The organism is Planococcus sp. APC 3906 (assembly GCF_030407685.1).
GTDB classification, from domain to species: domain Bacteria; phylum Bacillota; class Bacilli; order Bacillales_A; family Planococcaceae; genus Planococcus; species Planococcus koreensis.
This window is the reverse complement of the sequence record NZ_JASDCW010000028.1, coordinates 24,670-42,125: the sequence shown is the minus strand read 5'-3', so window position 1 is coordinate 42,125 and position 17,456 is coordinate 24,670. Positions and strand designations below refer to the sequence as shown.

The following is a 17,456-nucleotide window of genomic DNA, read 5'->3' as shown; positions in this document are numbered from 1 at the left end:
GCGCTCAGCGAAATTTACGTGCGTTTAAAAACATTTACGAGCGTTCAGCGAGATTTATGCGCGCTCAGAACAATTTACGCGCGTTCAGCAAAAATCGGAACCCTCTCAATTATCAACAGCTTAGTTAATTAAGTTGCTTTCAGAGAAGGACACAATATGAAAACGATTAAGCAGGGAAACGGAGCGGGATTGCCAAGCAGCTGAATACTGCGATTTTCTAGTTGCAACTGGCGTCTTTTTACTTTAGCAAGTCTATTGAGCAGCAAGAAGAAAATTACGCTTCACAATTAGATAGATGAATGTATTCATTTTAAAAGTCCGACTTCTTTACAAACTAAACATAGAGAAATCGATCTTTTCAACTTCTTTGTTATAGCAAATGAAATTCACCGCGAACAGTTCGGCTTATATCGATCACCTTTGTCATTTGATCATATAAATTTTCAATCCGTTCATCTTTATCAACCTTTTCCAAAACCTGTCGCTGGTGCATCTGATGATGATAGCGGTTGATTTCTAACATTAATACTTCGCTATCGCGCAGTTCAACGGCTGACGCCATGCCTAAACAGCCATATTCCGGTTCAGTTGATGCTGCCGCATATGTTTCGCTTTCGAGTGCACCGTATTCTTTGTAAATCTGTTCCGCTTCTCGGTTAATTTTTAAAAATCGTTCTATGTTTTCTTCCAATACAGGATAAAGATAAATTTCTAAATAGATGATAATCCCTCCTCAAAGATTGCATTGTTACGGTTTTAGTCGAATCAAGCTTAGCATATCTTGCTAATAATTATTTAGCTAAAAAGGCAATTATGCAAAATGCACTTTGCAGGCTATTAAAGTAGCGGGAGACGTAAAAAACAGGCGCAATCAATGCGCCTGTTTCGAGAACTGATTTTGCTTAATACGCCGTCCAGCCGCCGTCCGCCGTGACCACTTGGCCGTTGATGAAGCTGGCGTCGTCCGATCCGAGGAAAACGGCGAGTTTCGCGATTTCTTCCGGCTGCCCGACGCGCGGGTTGATGGCCATGCCCAGCTGTTGGCGGTTCATGCCGGCTTCGCTGAGGTTGCTCATCGTGCTGCCGATGTTCGTTGCGACGGCGCCGGGTGCGATGCCGTTGCAGCGGATGTTTTTATCGGCATACATGAATGCTGTATTTTTCGTGAGGCCGACAACCGCATGTTTCGATGCTGTATAAGCGGCGCCTGCACGAGCACCGTAAAGGCCGCCTGCTGAGATGTTGTTAATGATGACGCCGTGCCCTTGTTCGAGGAAGATGGCCGTTGCGATGCGCATTGTGCGCATGACCGCCGTCGTATTGACCGCAAACACTTTGTCCCAACGCTCATCGGAAATTTCGCCGACCGGCTCCATGCCGTCCATGATGCCAGCATTGTTGATAAGAACGTCGAGCTTGCCGAAAGCCTGTTTCGTTTCGGCGAACAACGTCTCCAAATCCTCTAAGGAAGTCACGTTCGTTTTCACCGCAATCGCTTCGCCGCCATTTGCTTTGATAGCGTCCGCAACCGCTGTTGCACCGTCTAAATTCAAATCGGATACGACCACTTTCGCGCCTTCTTGCGCATAGCCTTCCGCAATCGCCTTGCCCATGCCGGATGCTGCGCCTGTTACGATTGCCACTTTGCCTTCGAATTTCATCAATGAAAACCCCCTGAATTTTATTGAACAACTGTATAATAAAATTATAATCCTAGGAACGAAGTGCTAACAACCATCAAAAGAGGGCATTTTGTTCAATAACCGACGTTTTCTGATAATTTGTTCAATAAAGGAGGGTGAAAAATGAAAACCGATCTGCGGGTACAGAAGACGAAGGAAGCATTGCACGAAAGCTTGCTTATATTGTTAAAAGAGCGGGCGTTGGAATCGATCTCTATCACCGAAATCTGCAAAGCGACCAAAATCAACCGCGGCACGTTCTACCAGCATTACGGCAAAGTCGAGGATTTATTCGAAGAGTATTTCAAGGAGATCATGAAAGACCTGGCGGAATCCTACCAGGCGCCTTACAAGTATGTGGAGCGGATTGAGACGACGAAACTGAATCCGGCGACCATCCGGATTTTCCACCACATTGAGAAATTTAAGAAATTCTATTTTATCGTGTTTTCCAAAAATGTGCCGCTGGCGTATTACTATCTCTTGTTCAATGAAATCAATTCGCTGATGAAAGAAGATTTCAACGCCCACCAAAAGATCGATGAAGACGTGGCCGTCGATATGCTGAGCGCTTATCAAGCAAACGCCATCCTCGGCATGGTCATCGAGTGGTACCGGCAGGACTTCAATAAAAGCGCTGCCGAGATGAATGAACAGCTCGTGGCCATCTTGAATCTGCGGCTCGGCGCTTGATTGCCGCAAGCCGTTCATGGAGAAACACGCTACGGGCGGGGAGCGGACGATTCTCTGCGGAATACACCAGGTGAGGTGCCTATTGCTTTCTTGAATGCCTGTTGGAAATGGGTGGCGCTTTTATAGCCTGTCTGAGCGGCGATTTCCGGAATGGTGCCGGCTGTTGTCATCAACAGATGCTGTGCAGTCTGCATGCGGCACTGGATGGCGTATTGGATCGGGCTGACACCGGCGACTTCTTTGAACTGGCGTGCGAAGGCGTATTTGTTCAATCCCAGCTCCATAGATAAGTTTTCCAGTGTAATATCGCGTGAATGATTCTCTTCTATATAATGCTGCGCCTTGCGGATCACTTGATCACTATTCGGCGCTTCGATTGCTGCGGCAGGTGCCAAGGCGCGTTCAAGCGTGCAAAAAAACAGCGCAAGCAAATGGCGGAGCATGGTTCGGTCTTGCTGTTGCTGGATAATCCGTTCAAGCAACGACTGCAATTCTGCAAAGACACGCAAAAATTGAACAGGAGCCAGCTGCTGGTTACGGACGTGGCTGATCGGCAAGGCTTCTGCCAAAGTTCCGGAACAGGAAAGGTACAACGCTTGGAAAGGGGAGCGGGGGTCCACCCGTGCTTCTTGCCAGTCGCCGGCATTGCATAACACGATGCTCCCGGGTCCTGCACGGTAGCTTTTTCCGTTGATGGTGAAGATGCCGGTGCCGGATGCCACCAGCAACACCTCACACGTATCCGCATGCTGATGGAGCGGTTTCGTGTAAATTTGGCCCATAGCGGCGAAGATATGGCCCGCTGTATGGTAGGTTTGCAAAGGATTCATGATGTTTTCCACTCTTTTCACCCCAAAGTTTCTTAAATCCAATTATAGCAATAATTAATAGGGTTTGACTGGGAATTAAGGATATTTTCTTGATTCATAGCGAAAATAAACAAGAAACGATAGTTTTTATTGATTTCGAAGGAAAACTCAGAGCTATTTCAGGAATAAAACTGTTTATGAGAGGCTATCGACATATATCAGCACCAAGGAATGGGAATGTTGTTGTTTTCCATGATTTTATTCACGGCCATTTTAAACACTTTATCGAATGCAGCAACATGCACCCAAGGGGAACAGCCCTCCCAGCCGAGTAGAAAAACATTCATTCGGTCGTGGGAAAGGCACTGTGCTTTAACTGGAATTCGGCTTTGAAACTCTTAAAGAATTCATCCTACTTCAGGAAATAGCCAATTTAAGAGTTTGTGCATTTTAGCGAAATGATCGGTAATGTTTGTGTGGATATTGGAACCATTAGTGATAGACAGGAGGTTTTTGAATTGGCATGGTCTTACCGCAAACTGGACAATAGAGGGAAGTTTAGAAGAACCATCTTGTTAAATTTTTTCGCTTTAATTGCCATCATAATGTTGTTTCTTACACCTCAATTACCAGTAGAAGTAAAAGTCATTTTATCTCTGACAATCATCATTGCTGGGATAGTTCAAGTCAGGAGAGATTATCTTAGACTTCAAAAATAAGTTTGTGGCTTAACATTTTGAAATTTATAGTAAGATGAACAGCAGCAGGAGCAAAAGTCCTTCTAATAAGCTTATCATCCACTAGAAATCAGCAAAACGATTGCCTCACACGGTAAAGAATATCGTTGAATTATTACATCCGTTGACGGAGCGGCTTTGCTATTAGCAAGATACCATAATTTTTTAATTATAACCCCGTGGTATTTCAGCATATTTTATTTTCATCAGCAAGAATCGATAGGTTTAGTGTGGATCGGGCTTTTACAACCAAATGTTTATGGCAGTCTTATACTGGTATAGATATAAGAACGCAAGGGAGGGGGAACCGCTAAAATCGTGTGGCAATAGCTCCCAATACGCTTTATAATGGCGTTAATACAGCTTGTGGAGCGGCGCGAAAATTCAATCGAGGGGGAATTGCATTGGCAAAAGAATGCTGGATCAATCTGCCGGTTAAAGATTTGGAGAAATCGAAAGGCTTTTTCAAGTCACTCGGATTCAGGCTCAATGAACGGTTTTCAGATAGCGATGCAATGGCGGGCGTCGTCATTGGCAGCCATAACGCGATGGTCATGTTGTTTCCGGAAGAGACATTTATGTCGTTCACGAATAACACGATTGCGGATACGGAAACCTGTACGGAGTTTTTGATTTCCATTTCAGTGGAAAATGAAGATGAAGTCCAGGAGCTGACGCACAAAGCGGCTACGGCGGGCGGAATTATTTTTGCGGAGCCTGGTGAACGAAACGGCATGTACGGAGCGGGATTTTGCGATCTTGACGGACATCGATGGAATTTGCTGGTGATGTAGCGCAGAAATACGATTGGCGTAAATAATCGTTTACGATGTGCTTAGTGAACAATTTGCGCTTAACGCACATAAAAACCATCCGGATGCCGCATTTAGAATTTGCGCTGTCCGGATGGTTTTATTTTTTTGCTGAAGAAATTTTTGCGTCGTGTAATCCAGCCTGGCTAATTTTAAATTGGTTAAGCCCATAAATTTTAGCGCGCTGTGAAAACGCGTAAAACGGACATAAAGCTCAATAACTGAAAAAAAGCCGGATTTTGGCCGAAAAACGCGTTTCGTCTCATTGTCTTGAGTATACTTATTGAATGAAACACTACTTCCGATAATTTATATTATGTAAACTAAAATATTTTCAGCGATTTAAGGGCCTTTCTAAACGGCCCCTTCTTCTGACTTTTGCTGCTATTTATCACGATTCTTGAGCATCCACGCTTAATCCTGCACATCGCGTTCTGCAGACAATGCCTTGATCGGTTCCAACTCCAGATCCCAACGTTCTTCCGTCAACTCGTCTGCAGTCCAATCTGTGTTCATTTTTTGCTCGGTTAGCTTAAAACCGTATTTGCTATACAGATAGCGCGCAGCTTCCAATATGTTGACCGTCCACAGGAATACATGCTGATAGCCTTGCTCACGGCAAAAGTCGATTGCCGTCTCCATCAGAATTTTACCGATGCCCAACCCTTGGAACTGTTCATCCATAATAAACCAGCGCAATTGCGCAGTATGGTCTCCAGCTTTTGCAATCGCTATGGATCCGGCAACAACACCGTTCACTTCAGCGATCCATAACTGGCCGCCACTTGGATCGGCCATAAACTCTGCCAAGCCTTTGACCACATAGAATTCAAAATCATGGCTGAATTGATGCGTATTGCCATACAGCGTACCGTGCAGATGCGCAATGTAACCGGCATCACCAGGACCATATGGCCGTATGATGATTTTATCAGGGGCTTGCTGGGCCTGCAGCAGGCTTTCGATCGTTTCCATAGCGGCGGTCAGTTTCAGTAAATCGCGTTCTGACAGCGCGGCGACCATCTTGCTGACGCCTAGATTGGCGTTTTTCACGAGCTGCTGGTGGATTTCTTCGCCTTTTTCGGTCAATCCCAGCAAAATGCGGCGTTTATCATCGGCTGATTGCTGCTTGAAAATCAATTCGCTGTCTTCGAATTTTTGCAGCATACGACTGATATAACCCCGGTCCAGCCCCAGTTTTTCGCGTATTTCTGAAGCCGTCGCGCCTTTTTGCGCATGGAGTTCCGACAAAACACGTGCTTCTGCCAACGGATATGGCTGCTGGTAGATTTCCTGGTCGATTTTGCCAAGGACATTCGCGTAAAAGCGGTTGAATTTCCGGATTTCCTCGATTTGCTTCAAGTTATTCATCAATAAACCCCCACAATAATTTTCTGAAAAATCGATTTCTTTCATCATACCCATTATGGTTGACTTTAACAATTAAAAAACACATTCAAATGAATGCGTTTTTAGAGGTTTTATTGGCATCATCGAGCACCAATCTTTACAAGCGATCGTTTTTCATGTCCCGGACAGCTTGGATGGACAGCCTCACCAAAAGAATCACGCACAGGAACAAGCCGGTATAGGCGGCCGTGTTCAAGTAAACGGCGTACACCGTATCGATAAACTGGGCAATCGCCAGCAAAGCAGATGACACGATGCCGAACGTAATGCCTGTCATCAACAGGATGAAGCGGGAAAACATCAGCGCCACGAAATGGGCATTCGATTTGTCCGAAAAGATGTCGTGGTGCAGAATGATGCGCCCTCCCTCCACTTTTCGCAGCAGGTGATCCACACGTTTCGGCAATTTCTTCAATTCCGGTATGATAAGCGCCAATTCTTCTTCAATGCGTTCTTTGACTTCGCGCGGTTCACGGAACGGCTTTTTCAAAATCGCGGTTTTCGTCTCTTTTGCGAATGTTTTCGCCTCGGTGAACATGTCGAAACCGGGGTCGATTGTGTGCAAGGTGCCGTCAAGCGTTATCAATGCCCGCAATGCAATGCCGACAGACGGGTAAAACGACAGGCCGAAATCCCGTACGACATCAAAAATGGAATGGATCAGTTCATCGGTTGAAATGCGGTCGACATATGACACCCGCAGCAAAATCTGCCCGATCGCCTGTTCAAATTTCTGGCGATCGATGTCCTTGCTGTCTTCCACAAGGTCCGTGACAGCATCGTAGATGATTTCTGCATCGTTTTGCTGGACGCCGATGACAAATAAATTCAAAGCTTCCTGCTGCACTTTGGCCAGGCGGCCGACCGCCCCGAAATCCAGCAGCACTGGCAAGCCGTCCCTGCTGTCGATGAAAATGTTGCCAGGATGCGGATCGGCATGGAAAATGCCGGCGAACAGCATTTGCTCCAAATACGAGAACAGCACCGTCCGCGAGAAATCACGCGGCGGAATTTGAAACTGCTCAAAAACTTCTTTGCCTTTCGGAATGCTCTTGCCTTTAAAATACTCGAGGACGATTAAATTATAATTGCTGTATTCGCGGTAAACGTGCGGCACTTTCACGGTGTATGGACTTTTCGCCAGAATGTTGCCGATTTGGATCGTGTTGCGTATTTCAATTTCAAAATCGATTTCTTCCCGCAATGCATTGGCGAACCCGATGGCAAGCTCCCGGAAGCCGATATTCGATGCCCATGTCGATTTCAGTGCCACCCATTCCGCAAACTCCACCAGGATATCCAGATCGTCGCGCATGATTGTCGAGACGTCCGGCCGCAGCAATTTGACAACGACCTCATCGCGGTTTTTCCGCAGCACGGCGCGGTGTACCTGGCCGATTGACCCTGCGGCCAAGGGTTCCATACTAAAAGACTCAAAAACCTCGTCAAACGTCTCGGGCAGCGCTTTATGGAGAACTTCCTTCACTTGCTTGGCGGTCAACGGCACGACGTTCTGCTGCAATTTACCCAATTCTTCAATAAAAGCGGGATGGAAAAGATCGGAACGCGTCGACAGCGCTTGCCCGAACTTGATGAAGATGCCGCCGCTTTGTTCGAGCGTCCTGCGCAACGCGATAGCCAATTGCCGTTCGTTTTCGCGGTGGCGTGCGTAGTGGAACGTGCTGGAAATGCCGTTTTTCACCGCAATTTCGAGCACTTTGCTCAACCGCTTCTGGCGGCGCCAAAGATGCAGCAAGCGTTTCATAAAAAACACGCGGCTTGTGAGCGTCGCACCGCTGCCGCCGAAACCGTTCGCTTCAAAAAGCTCGAAGAACAAGAAGAACAGCATCGAAATCATCAGCATGCTGCCGATCCAAATCAGCGTACTGGCATCGGTCACAGCGGATAAAAAGCCCTGCTCGAAATAATCCGTAAAACGCAGATAGGAATACCAGTAGACGAGCGATGTCAGGCTGACACCCAGAATCACCGACAGCAGGCGTTTGACGACATGGACCTTGGAGCCGATCAGCCGGCCGCTGACGTAAAAAATGAACAGCAGTATGAGACTTATTTCGATGAAAATACGCAAATAGACCAACATTGTCCCACCTCCTACCACAAATCTTCTGAACGCGCGTAAAACTTGCTGAACGCACGTAAATTCTCCTGAACGCGCATAAATCTCGCTGAACGCACGTAAATTACGCTGAGCGCGCATAAAAGCTCGTTAATGCTAAATTCAAGTAATCGGTTGTACGGAATTAATCCCTTTAACATCCCTTCCAATTAACTGAATAATAAGTCCTTTCCTCTAGTATAGCAAAAATAAGCTGTTATAGCGCTTCCCTCCTACAATCACACGATGACAGCACCAAGAGATTTTATTGCTAAAACCATGTTTATTTATCATCGATTCCACTGTGCGCTTTTGCTACACTTGAACTTGTGCGCTAATTAGCGGACCGATTTTCACGGTTTGGCTTCTTGTTTGCTTGTTTTGAACTTTATTGTATAAATACCTTATGTAATATCCTACATGTACTTTTTCTTTCCATAAAAAAAGAAGGCCTGAGCCTTCTTTCCGCTTACATCGCAGCAGCAAACAGCATCACGAACAAAATAATCACAACAACGATGACGACGCCGATGACAATGGCCGGGATCAACACCGTCGCAAAGCCTTTCCAGCTGCTGAACCGGTGCGCTTCCCCAATCGCCTTGCTCTGGATGATGATGCCCCAGATCGACAGGATGAATGATAGCGTGCCAAGGACAATCAGTGTTCCCCAGCCTTCCCCAGTGCTGGTTTCCGCCAGTGGATCAGCGAAATATGTACCCGGTGCGAGCGTCGCCCATGCCAATAAAACCGGTGCAATCCAGACATAAGGAATCATTGAAACCGCAACCGCTTTGAACATTTCGATATAAGTCGCTGTCCCTTTGAACAGTTTGCCGACGAGCAAATACAATGCGGACAAGAAAGCGGCACTCGCGAATCCGACCACTGGCCCGAGAATGACCGTAAGCAAAAATATCTGCCAGCCGGCCATGCCTGCGCCGCCTCCTGAACTTTGCATCCCCATCAAGCCGCTGCCGATGCCTGAAAGCATAATGAGCATAATGGCAAATCCTATGGACTTTTCTTCAATAACAAAGCGGGCAGCTTTGCGCGTCTGCAGCCAAACCGCGGTGAACGGGTTTACTCGTTCTGTTTCGTGCTTTTCAGTTATGTCGATCATTGGATCTCCCCCTAAAAGTTCTCTCTCTATTTACGGCGCAAAAGCTATTTGGTTTCATTCAAACACCTAAAACTTATTTGCGTTTTACGCTTTTTTTCTTGTTACGTTTTTGATTTTCATTGTATTATCCTTAAGTAGTTTAATACATTTACGTTTTTTTAATCATTATTCCCGAAAATCGTCAGGGTTTTCAACGTAAAACGCCACCGCTCCGCAATTGCTGCAGACAGCCGCTTTCGGCTCCGCTGTGGCGTTATTGAATAATCCACGTTTTTTCCGGGTGATTTTCAAGCCGTACATGGCGCCTTTTATCGTAACTTGCAGATCTTCAGCCATTGCGCCTCGGCATTCCGGGCATTGCCTCATCGGTTTCTCTCCCTTTTCACCGCTTCCGACTCCACCAAGTCCATAAACTCATTGACGGTTTCCATATTGCTTTTTGTGCCGCCCATCTTCAGCATCGTCCGCCCCACGAGATTCGTGCCGCGGTTCGATCCTTCGTAGACAAAGCGTGTCTGTTGTTCACTGATTTTCTGGAGACGGAACTGCAAATCGACTTCGAAAAGGTTAGCGAGCACAAAATGCAATTGCTTCACTTTTTCGTCCGGCGTGTCCTGGTAAGCCACCGTTTCCACGATATACGTTTCCAGCCTGCTGCCTTGTCGATAAGTCTGTTGATGCTTGGCGCCGACTTCATTTTCCCGTTTTTCGACGAGCTGGTGCTTTTCCAGCTTTGGCATGATCCGCTGGATATTATCGTCTCTGAACAAGTCCCAAACTGTCTCGATATTGGCGTCGATGATGCGCTTTTGCTTCCATTCAATCATCCCATTGCCCCCTTTTCGGCCTGTCTTGCCTATGCCATTTTCTCCGCCTCGTCTTTGACCCGCTCCATGAACGTCCGGGCTGCTGCTTGCCGGCTTTTTTTGCTGCCGGCAAGCAGCAGCATCTTCGCAGAAGCCGTGAGCCCTTTATTGAAGCCTGAATAAATGAAGCGGGTTTTCTCCGCTTCCAGTTTTTCAAGGCGATAAGCATAATTCACGACAATCGACTGCCCCATCAAAAACTCGACCGTGCGTTCTTTAAGCTCCGGCAGGTCCGTGTATGCTTTTGTGTCGACCACATAGCTCATGAGCTGTTTGCCTTCGTAATAGCTTTGGCTGTGTTTGGCTCCGGCTTGGTCGTCATGACCCTCCACAAGTTCATGGCTGTGGATCTTTGGCATGATTTTCCGGACGCTAGCATCCTGGAACAATTGCCAGACTTTGTCAATATCGCGGTCGATGACGATCTCTTCTTTCCATTTCACCATATTCTTAAAATCCTCCTTGCTTTGTTTCTCAGCTGATTATCGCCATCAAAATGGATTCGTTGCCCACTGGCTTGACGATGGAATGAATATGCGCGGATGCAGCTTCAACTGGGCCACGATGTACTCGGCAATGTCTTCTGGCTGCATGAATTTCTCGTCGCTGTCTGCTGGCTTCTGGCTGCTGCCGCCAAAATCCGTGATGACACGGCTCGGCGTCAGTGCGAATACGCGGATGTTATGTTTGCGCACTTCCTGCGACAACGATTCCGTCAACCCGAGGACGCCGAATTTCGACGCACTGTAAGCGCTGGACCCGGCGCCGCCTTTCAAACCGGACATCGAGGAAATATTGACGATGTCGCCGCCGTTTTTTTCGATCAATTGGGGCAGCACGGTCCGCGTCACGTAGAACATGCCCATTAAGTTGACGTCGATGACTTGCTTCCAGTCTTCCGGTGCAATTTCCAGCAGCGGACCGAATTTCCCGATGCCCGCATTATTGATCAAAATATCGGCGGCTCCGAGTTCCTGCGTTAATTTTGCAATCGCCTGTTCCACTTGTCCGAGATCCGATACGTCCGCAAGTGCATAAGCCGTTTTGACGCCGTGGGTTGCAGCTTCTGCCGCCGTTTTTTTCAAGTCTTCTTCGGTGCGTGCGATCAAGCCGATATGCACGCCTTCTTTTGCAAGTGCAAGCGCTGATGCCCGGCCGATGCCTTTCCCCGCTCCGGTAATGAATGCGATTTTCCCTGCTAATGATTGTGCCATAGCCATTCCCCTCTCAATTATCAGATAAATCCATTGTGCAGGAATTGCTGGCGAAACGCAAAGATGCAGGCAGCTTGAAATTTTCAGGAGCGGGGTATATAGTATGTATATAGAACAGAAAAAAACCACCGGTGCGCTAACACCGGCGGCAAGCAATCAATAGGTCCTCCCAAGGGAGATCAGCCTCAAGGTTTCTTCATAAGGAATAACCCGCCGAGCAGTCAACTCAAGGGCGGGTTATTTTTTTTGGTTTGATGACGTCACTGCGAGCACCAAGCTTGCAAACGTTACCGCAAACATCAATGCTTCGAAAACTGTCATCCGCACCACCCCCTTTCTTCCGGGGATGGCCGACCACCCTTGAGTACCCTTTTCAATTGCCTTTTTCTATCTTACCATAACTTCCCGCCAAAATTCCTAACCTTTTTCATTCATCCAGCGCAATGATGAACGACGTCAGGTCCTGGATTTTCTCTTCGATGTCGTGCATTTGGTAAATGTCGCAGTATAGATAGGTCTTTTCTTCGCCTGTCGATGTGTTGAACGTCATTCTGCCTTTGACCACCGCCTCCGCACCGTCCGTCAGCAAAGTGTCGATCGTCAGCTCCGTTCCGAGCCCACTGTCCATGTCCATCATTTTCATGTAATCGATAAACGCATCTTTGCCTTGCGCTTTTTTGCCATGCAGCGTCCACACCACATCGTCCGCGATGATGCTTGCGATAAAATCGATGTCCCTGTTGCTGAATGCCTCGTTCAATTTCATGAAAAATTCCGGTTTCGCTTCCACGACCATTTCAAAACCTCCTTAAGGATGGATTCCATTCCAAACTGGGTGATTCTTTAAGCGATAAAACATGCCCATCATTGCAATTTCCTTTTGATTGCCAACAGTTTTTTCTTTTTCTTTGCTGACACGAGCGGTTTCGGGGCGGGATTGAAGTCATCTTCGTATAGCCCCGTATACGCTTGGTACCACTGGAACAAATGCACGAGAAATACTTTGATGACGGCATAGGCCGGAATGCCAAGAATGACGCCCGGAATGCCGAACAAATTTCCGGCAGTCAATAGCACGGCAATGATGGTCACAGGGTGGATATTCAAGTTGCTGCCGAGGATCAGCGGCTGGATGACCCGGCCTTCCAAAGTCTGTTCAATGGCGAAGACAATGAGCACTTTCGCGAGCATGATCGGCGAATGGACGACAAGCGCGACAATGACGATCGGAAACAACGCGATGAACGTCCCAAGAAACGGAATCAAATTCAAGACGCCCGCGATGATGCCGAGGATCAAGGCATATTCCATGCCGATAATGACGAAGCCGAGCCAGAACATGACGCCGACTGCGAACGCAACAACCAATTGGCCGCGGATATACTGGCTGACCTGCATATTCGTCTCCCGCAGCAGGATGTAGGTTTTCTCGCGCATCTTCGACGGCACGAGGTTCATGATGTGGTAAGGCATATTATGGCCGTCTTTCAGCAAATAAAACAAGATGAACGGCGTCGTGATAAGCGCCAGCACAATCGACGTCAGCGTTCCAAAAATGCTGCCAATGTTGCCGAACATATTGTCGATGATTGCTTCCGCTTGGCCCGAGAAAGTTTCGCCCAATGTACTGCTATCCCCCAATAATTGCTGCTGCAGCCTCGATAACACATCGCTCCGCAGCAAACTATCGACTTGACTGGTGAAGGTGGTCAGATATGCCGGGAAGTTCTGGATCAATGAGATGATCTGCTCGCGGATGATCGGGATCAAAATGACGACGCCCCAGGCAATCAAGCCGATCAGCACCAGAAACACCAGCAAAATGCCCGAGATGCGCGGCACTTTCTTCTTCTCCAGCCAGTCAATGAGCGGGTTCAGCAAATAATAAAGGATGCCCGACATGACAAGCGGCAGCCCCATGGCGCTGAAGAACCCTTTGAGCGGCTCCAGCAGATAAAGGACTTTCGTCAATAGGAATAAATTCAAGAGGATCAGCAGCGATACCAAAAGAATTGCCACTACTCGATTGTTCAACACCCACCGCCACAACAAGCTAGCCAGTACTTTCACTTTCGGTTGTTCTTTTTCCGGCTCCACCGCGATCACCCTCCTGCCGAGGCTGCTCCAAGCGCCGCTTCTGCATGGCCTTGCAGCTGCCTCTCTCGTTGACTCATTCTGTTGCCCTGCTGTCCTTTATACATTTCGTCTTTGCTGAGCTTTCTCCTCTTTATTGCCCAGAAAAAAAGCCGCATCCGGGAATTTCCGGATGCGGCAGGAATTGCGTTTTGTTTAAGCTGCTGCTGGAACAGCGATTTTCTTTTTGAGGAGCCCGGCCACAGTTGCTGTGACAGCCGATCCGATCAGGATAGCCAGTGCATAAAGCGCGATGTTCATCGCTCCGCCGTCCACCAGTCCGATGACGAAAACGCCGCCGTGTGGTGCACGCAATCCGATATCAAACAGCATGACAAGCGCTCCAGTCACCGATGCACCGGCAACAGTAGCCGGGATGACACGAGCCGGGTCAGCGGCTGCAAACGGGATGACGCCTTCAGTGATAAAGCAGGCGCCCAGCACGTAAGCCGTCTTTCCCGCTTCGCGTTCTGTTTTCGTGAATTTGTTCTTGAAGAATGTCGTAGCTAATGCCAAACCAAGCGGTGGAACCATGCCCGCTGCCATAACGGCAGCCATGAAGACGAAATTCTCTGCGCTCAGCATCGCCAAGCCGAAAGTGTAAGCAGCTTTGTTGATCGGGCCGCCCATGTCGATCGCCATCATGCCGCCAAGCAATAAGCCGACGAGCAGCAAGTTCGTGCCGCCCAGGCTTTCAAGGAAACTTGAAATCCCTGTGTAGACTTTCGTCAGCTGCGGGTTGACCAACATCATGATGATCCCCGTGATCGCAATGGCGAATACCGGGTAAAAGAGCACCGGCTTCAACCCTTCAAGCGAGTTCGGCAGTCCAGAGAAAGCTTTTTTGACGAATAACGTGACGTAACCGGCCAGGAAACCAGCGATCAAACCGCCAAGGAAACCGGAACCGCCGCTTGCTTCTTCAACACCCGTTACCGTTGTTGCTATCAAACCGCCGATCATACCCGGCGCAAAACCTGGGCGTTCGGCGATGCTCATTGCGATAAAGCCGGCAAGAACAGGAACCATCAAGTAAAACGCTTTGCCGCCGCCGATCGTGCTCAGCATCGCTGCGAAGGCGTTGTATTCAGGGCTGTCCGGATTCGATGCGTTGATGCCCCAGAAGAACGACAGCGCAATCAAGATCCCGCCGCCGACGACGAATGGCAGCATGTTCGAAACGCCGCTCATCAAATGCTTGTAAAATCCGCCTTTGCCATCGCCTTCAGACGCTTCATCTTTTGATTTATCGTGCTGGTATACAGGCGCATCGCCTGCTAGCGCACGGTCAAGCAATTTATCCGCTTCGTAAATGGCTTTGCCGACTGCGGTCTGGATAACGGGTTTGCCGGCGAAACGCGCCATTTCTACTTTCGTGTCTGCAGCGACGATAATGGCATCTGCCGCTGCAATGTCAGCATCCGTCAGCCGGTTTTTAACGCCGCTGGAGCCGTTCGTTTCGACTTTGATGTCGATGCCGCGCTCCCGTGCACGTTCATTGAGTTTTTCAGCCGCCATATATGTGTGGGCGATGCCGGTCGGGCACGCCGTGACTGCCAGGATGCGTTTCCCGCCAGCGGCTGCCGGCTGGCTGCTTTCTGGAGCAGGGCCATCCACGTCGTTTTCTTTGTCGGTCACCGCTTGCAGGATCTGCTCTTTTGATGTCGCTTCCAGAATGCGCGTGCGGAATTTTTCGTCCATCAAGAAAGTCGCAAGGCGGGACAAAGCTTCCAAATGGTCGTCATTTGCCCCTTCGCTAGCTGCAATCATGAAAAACAAATGGGCAGGCTGGCCGTCAAGCGATTCGTAATCCAGCCCTTGGTGGGAGCGGCCGAATGCGATCGCCGGGGCTTTTACCGCTTTCGATTTCGCGTGCGGGATGGCAATGCCGTCGCCGATGCCCGTCGTGCTTTGCCCTTCGCGCGCCATGATGTCCTGCAGAAAAGCCTGTTCGTTGTTCAGTTTGCCGGCGCGGTCAAGCTGTGCTGCCAATTCTGCCAACACTTCCGGTTTCGTGCGTGCCGCGACATTCAGGATAATTGTCTCTTCTGTCAATAATTGCGTGATTCTCATTTTGCCACATCCTCTTCTTTTATTGGATAGACTTCAACAAACTCGAGCACAGCATCAACTTTGTCTTTCGTGCAAAGATCCGGGCTGAATGCGGTGGCGCTGCCGCTTGCAACGCCGTAGCGGAAAGCCTTTTCAGCATCGGCGTCCATGGCGTAAGAAGCGATAAAACCGGAAACGAGCGAGTCGCCCGCCCCCACTGTATTGATGACTTTACCTTTTGGCGCTTTCGCCTGCAAGAGCAATTCGCTGGTGGCAAGCAATGCGCCATCGCCGCCCATGGAAACAACGACGTTGTCGACGCCTGTAGCCACTAATTTCTTGGCGTAAAAAGCCGCCTCAGCCAAGCTTGTGATGTGACGCCCGAATAATTCACCAAGTTCTTCCTGATTAGGCTTGATTAAAAACGGCCCGTGTTGGATCAATTTTGCCAAAGCCGGTCCGGACGTATCGAGGACGAATTTTACGCCTAGCCTGCGGCAAGTTTCCGCAAGGTCCATGAAAAAGGATTCTGGAATCGATGCCGGCAGGCTGCCTGCGAGCACGAGCCAATCACCGCTTTGCATTTTTCCGGCCTTTTCCGCCAATTCGTTCAGCTGAACCGCATCCAGTTCGGGCCCGGGCCCGTTCAATTCCGTTTCTTGCGCGGATTTGATCTTGACATTGATGCGCGTGATTTCATCAGTTTCAATAAAATCAGTGGCAACTCCTTCTTTTTTTAAGAACTCTTCTATATAATGACCTGTGAAACCGCCTGTAAAGCCCAATGCGATATTGTCAGCACCAAGGCGCTTTAAAACCCGTGAAACGTTTATGCCTTTGCCGCCGGGGTAATAATACACTTCACCGGTTCGGTTCAGCTTACCGGCAGTAAAGTCGGGCAAATAAGTGGTATAATCCAATGACGGTGTGATTGTGCATGTGTAAATCATCGCGTTCCCACCTTTACTGTAGTTTTCTTTTCGAGCGTTTCCCGAAGCTCGGTCGAGATCGAATCGGTGATCAATACGGCATCGCCAAGATCCATGATTTTGGCAAAACTGATTTTGTCGGCTTTTGAATGGTCCGCCAAGACGTAGCTTTCACTGGCGAGCGAACTGGCGAGCCTTTTGACAGCCGCTTCTTCCGGGTCGGGAGTTGTATAGCCCATTTCCGGATGGAAACCGTTGACGCCGAGAAAACACACATCGAAACGATAGTTTTTCAACGACTGGATGGTTTGTGCGCCGATGAACGCACCGGTCCGGGGCTTTAACAGGCCGCCGGTCAAATACACGGTAATGCCATGTTCATTGAGTTCTTCGACAAGCGTCAAGCCGTTCGTCACCGCGACGATATTCTTGTCCCGCAAATAGCGGATCATCTGGAAAGTCGTAGTGCCTGCATCCAAATAGACACTGTCGCCGTCCTGTATCAAGGAAGCGGCCAGTTTGGCGATGCTGTCTTTTTCTTCCAGGTTGCGGGTGGATTTGTCTTTGATCGTCGGTTCCGACAAATTACGTCCCGGCAGCACCGCTCCACCGAATACCCGCTCCAATTGGTTGCGGTTTTCGAGAACGGTCAGGTCGCGGCGTATCGTCGATTCAGACGCCTCGGTCAAATCCACAATGTCCTGAATCTTGATGGTCTGCTTTTGTTCCAACAGATTCAGGATGAATTCATGGCGTTCGTTTGTCAGCATGCAATCACCTGCTTTTTGTTGTGATGGTTCTCCCCGGAACCTGAATTCAGGCAGTGTTCCGTGGCGCGTTCAGCCATCCTTGAGCTCCGGCCGGAAAACCGGCACGG

The 17,456-nt window shown here is 48.7% G+C and carries 18 protein-coding genes; 3 read left to right on the top strand and 15 right to left on the bottom strand.

Features of this window, described 5'->3' with window-relative positions:
- Positions 1–370: 370 nt before the first annotated feature.
- Positions 371–709 (bottom strand): DUF1428 family protein, encoded by a 339-nt coding sequence (locus tag QMA09_RS14200; RefSeq protein ID WP_290213571.1) that lies wholly within the window; start codon positions 707–709, stop codon positions 371–373.
- 193 nt (positions 710–902) lie between these two features.
- Entirely contained in the window at positions 903–1,661 is a 759-nt protein-coding gene (locus QMA09_RS14195; RefSeq protein WP_290213569.1) for an SDR family oxidoreductase, read from the bottom strand.
- A gap of 144 nt (positions 1,662–1,805) precedes the next feature.
- On the opposite strand from QMA09_RS14195, the gene QMA09_RS14190 reads away from it, so the two are divergent.
- On the top strand, positions 1,806–2,375 hold the full coding sequence (locus QMA09_RS14190; protein WP_290213568.1) for a TetR/AcrR family transcriptional regulator: 570 nt from the start codon (positions 1,806–1,808) through the stop codon (positions 2,373–2,375).
- Positions 2,376–2,404: 29 nt separating this feature from the next.
- Here QMA09_RS14190 and QMA09_RS14185 read toward each other — a convergent pair whose 3' ends face one another.
- Positions 2,405–3,217 (bottom strand): AraC family transcriptional regulator, encoded by an 813-nt coding sequence (locus tag QMA09_RS14185; protein WP_290213567.1) that lies wholly within the window; start codon positions 3,215–3,217, stop codon positions 2,405–2,407.
- 485 nt (positions 3,218–3,702) lie between these two features.
- Here QMA09_RS14185 and QMA09_RS14180 point away from each other — a divergent pair, with 485 nt between their 5' ends.
- Positions 3,703–3,903 carry a hypothetical protein gene (locus QMA09_RS14180; protein ID WP_290213566.1) on the top strand — a complete coding sequence of 67 codons (201 nt, stop codon included), beginning with the start codon at positions 3,703–3,705 and terminating at the stop codon, positions 3,901–3,903.
- Positions 3,904–4,325: 422 nt separating this feature from the next.
- A complete protein-coding gene (locus QMA09_RS14175) occupies positions 4,326–4,715 on the top strand; it encodes a VOC family protein (protein ID WP_135502491.1) in 390 nt (129 codons plus the stop codon).
- Positions 4,716–5,147: 432 nt separating this feature from the next.
- Here QMA09_RS14175 and QMA09_RS14170 read toward each other — a convergent pair whose 3' ends face one another.
- The 12 genes from QMA09_RS14170 to QMA09_RS14115 form a co-directional block, all read right to left on the bottom strand.
- The gene (locus tag QMA09_RS14170; protein ID WP_290213565.1) at positions 5,148–6,104 is read right to left on the bottom strand and encodes a bifunctional helix-turn-helix transcriptional regulator/GNAT family N-acetyltransferase; all 957 of its coding nucleotides are present in this window, start codon (positions 6,102–6,104) and stop codon (positions 5,148–5,150) included.
- A 136-nt stretch (positions 6,105–6,240) separates the two neighbouring features.
- Positions 6,241–8,247 (bottom strand): ABC1 kinase family protein, encoded by a 2,007-nt coding sequence (locus QMA09_RS14165; protein ID WP_290213564.1) that lies wholly within the window; start codon positions 8,245–8,247, stop codon positions 6,241–6,243.
- A gap of 484 nt (positions 8,248–8,731) precedes the next feature.
- A complete protein-coding gene (locus tag QMA09_RS14160; protein ID WP_290213563.1) occupies positions 8,732–9,385 on the bottom strand; it encodes a YIP1 family protein in 654 nt (217 codons plus the stop codon).
- A gap of 165 nt (positions 9,386–9,550) precedes the next feature.
- Positions 9,551–9,751, bottom strand: coding sequence for a nucleic acid-binding protein (locus QMA09_RS14155; RefSeq protein WP_290213562.1), 201 nt, complete (start codon positions 9,749–9,751; stop codon positions 9,551–9,553).
- Complete coding sequence (locus QMA09_RS14150; RefSeq protein WP_290213561.1) at positions 9,748–10,212, bottom strand: SRPBCC family protein; 465 nt, start codon at positions 10,210–10,212, stop codon at positions 9,748–9,750. Before QMA09_RS14150 ends, QMA09_RS14155 begins: the two co-directional genes overlap by 4 nt.
- Before the next feature lie 29 nt (positions 10,213–10,241).
- On the bottom strand, positions 10,242–10,697 hold the full coding sequence (locus QMA09_RS14145) for an SRPBCC family protein (RefSeq protein WP_290213560.1): 456 nt from the start codon (positions 10,695–10,697) through the stop codon (positions 10,242–10,244).
- Positions 10,698–10,742: 45 nt separating this feature from the next.
- Positions 10,743–11,465 carry a 3-ketoacyl-ACP reductase gene (locus QMA09_RS14140; RefSeq protein WP_290213559.1) on the bottom strand — a complete coding sequence of 241 codons (723 nt, stop codon included), beginning with the start codon at positions 11,463–11,465 and terminating at the stop codon, positions 10,743–10,745.
- A 427-nt stretch (positions 11,466–11,892) separates the two neighbouring features.
- Positions 11,893–12,261 carry a nuclear transport factor 2 family protein gene (locus QMA09_RS14135; RefSeq protein ID WP_290213558.1) on the bottom strand — a complete coding sequence of 123 codons (369 nt, stop codon included), beginning with the start codon at positions 12,259–12,261 and terminating at the stop codon, positions 11,893–11,895.
- Positions 12,262–12,329: 68 nt separating this feature from the next.
- Positions 12,330–13,562, bottom strand: a complete 1,233-nt coding sequence (locus QMA09_RS14130; RefSeq protein ID WP_290213557.1) for an AI-2E family transporter — start codon at positions 13,560–13,562, stop codon at positions 12,330–12,332.
- A gap of 192 nt (positions 13,563–13,754) precedes the next feature.
- Complete coding sequence (locus tag QMA09_RS14125) at positions 13,755–15,671, bottom strand: PTS fructose transporter subunit IIABC (protein WP_290213556.1); 1,917 nt, start codon at positions 15,669–15,671, stop codon at positions 13,755–13,757.
- Positions 15,668–16,600, bottom strand: coding sequence for a 1-phosphofructokinase (gene pfkB, locus QMA09_RS14120; RefSeq protein ID WP_290213555.1), 933 nt, complete (start codon positions 16,598–16,600; stop codon positions 15,668–15,670). The genes QMA09_RS14125 and pfkB overlap by 4 nt, the downstream gene beginning before the upstream one ends.
- Positions 16,597–17,349, bottom strand: a complete 753-nt coding sequence (locus tag QMA09_RS14115) for a DeoR/GlpR family DNA-binding transcription regulator (RefSeq protein ID WP_290213554.1) — start codon at positions 17,347–17,349, stop codon at positions 16,597–16,599. Before QMA09_RS14115 ends, pfkB begins: the two co-directional genes overlap by 4 nt.
- Between the last annotated feature and the right edge of the window lie 107 nt (positions 17,350–17,456).

Bases quoted from the DNA above. Each gene is read 5' to 3' on its own strand.
- QMA09_RS14195 (WP_290213569.1), bottom strand. From the start codon at position 1,661: ATGAAATTCGAAGGCAAAGTGGCAATCGTAACAGGCGCAGCATCCGGC.
- QMA09_RS14140 (WP_290213559.1), bottom strand. From the start codon at position 11,465: ATGGCACAATCATTAGCAGGGAAAATCGCATTCATTACCGGAGCGGGG.
- QMA09_RS14135 (WP_290213558.1), bottom strand. From the start codon at position 12,261: ATGGTCGTGGAAGCGAAACCGGAATTTTTCATGAAATTGAACGAGGCA.
- QMA09_RS14125 (WP_290213556.1), bottom strand. From the start codon at position 15,671: ATGAGAATCACGCAATTATTGACAGAAGAGACAATTATCCTGAATGTC.
- QMA09_RS14155 (WP_290213562.1), bottom strand. From the start codon at position 9,751: ATGAGGCAATGCCCGGAATGCCGAGGCGCAATGGCTGAAGATCTGCAA.
- QMA09_RS14145 (WP_290213560.1), bottom strand. From the start codon at position 10,697: ATGGTGAAATGGAAAGAAGAGATCGTCATCGACCGCGATATTGACAAA.
- QMA09_RS14165 (WP_290213564.1), bottom strand. From the start codon at position 8,247: ATGTTGGTCTATTTGCGTATTTTCATCGAAATAAGTCTCATACTGCTG.
- QMA09_RS14190 (WP_290213568.1), top strand. From the start codon at position 1,806: ATGAAAACCGATCTGCGGGTACAGAAGACGAAGGAAGCATTGCACGAA.
- QMA09_RS14170 (WP_290213565.1), bottom strand. From the start codon at position 6,104: ATGAATAACTTGAAGCAAATCGAGGAAATCCGGAAATTCAACCGCTTT.
- QMA09_RS14115 (WP_290213554.1), bottom strand. From the start codon at position 17,349: ATGCTGACAAACGAACGCCATGAATTCATCCTGAATCTGTTGGAACAA.
- QMA09_RS14160 (WP_290213563.1), bottom strand. From the start codon at position 9,385: ATGATCGACATAACTGAAAAGCACGAAACAGAACGAGTAAACCCGTTC.
- QMA09_RS14150 (WP_290213561.1), bottom strand. From the start codon at position 10,212: ATGATTGAATGGAAGCAAAAGCGCATCATCGACGCCAATATCGAGACA.
- pfkB (WP_290213555.1), bottom strand. From the start codon at position 16,600: ATGATTTACACATGCACAATCACACCGTCATTGGATTATACCACTTAT.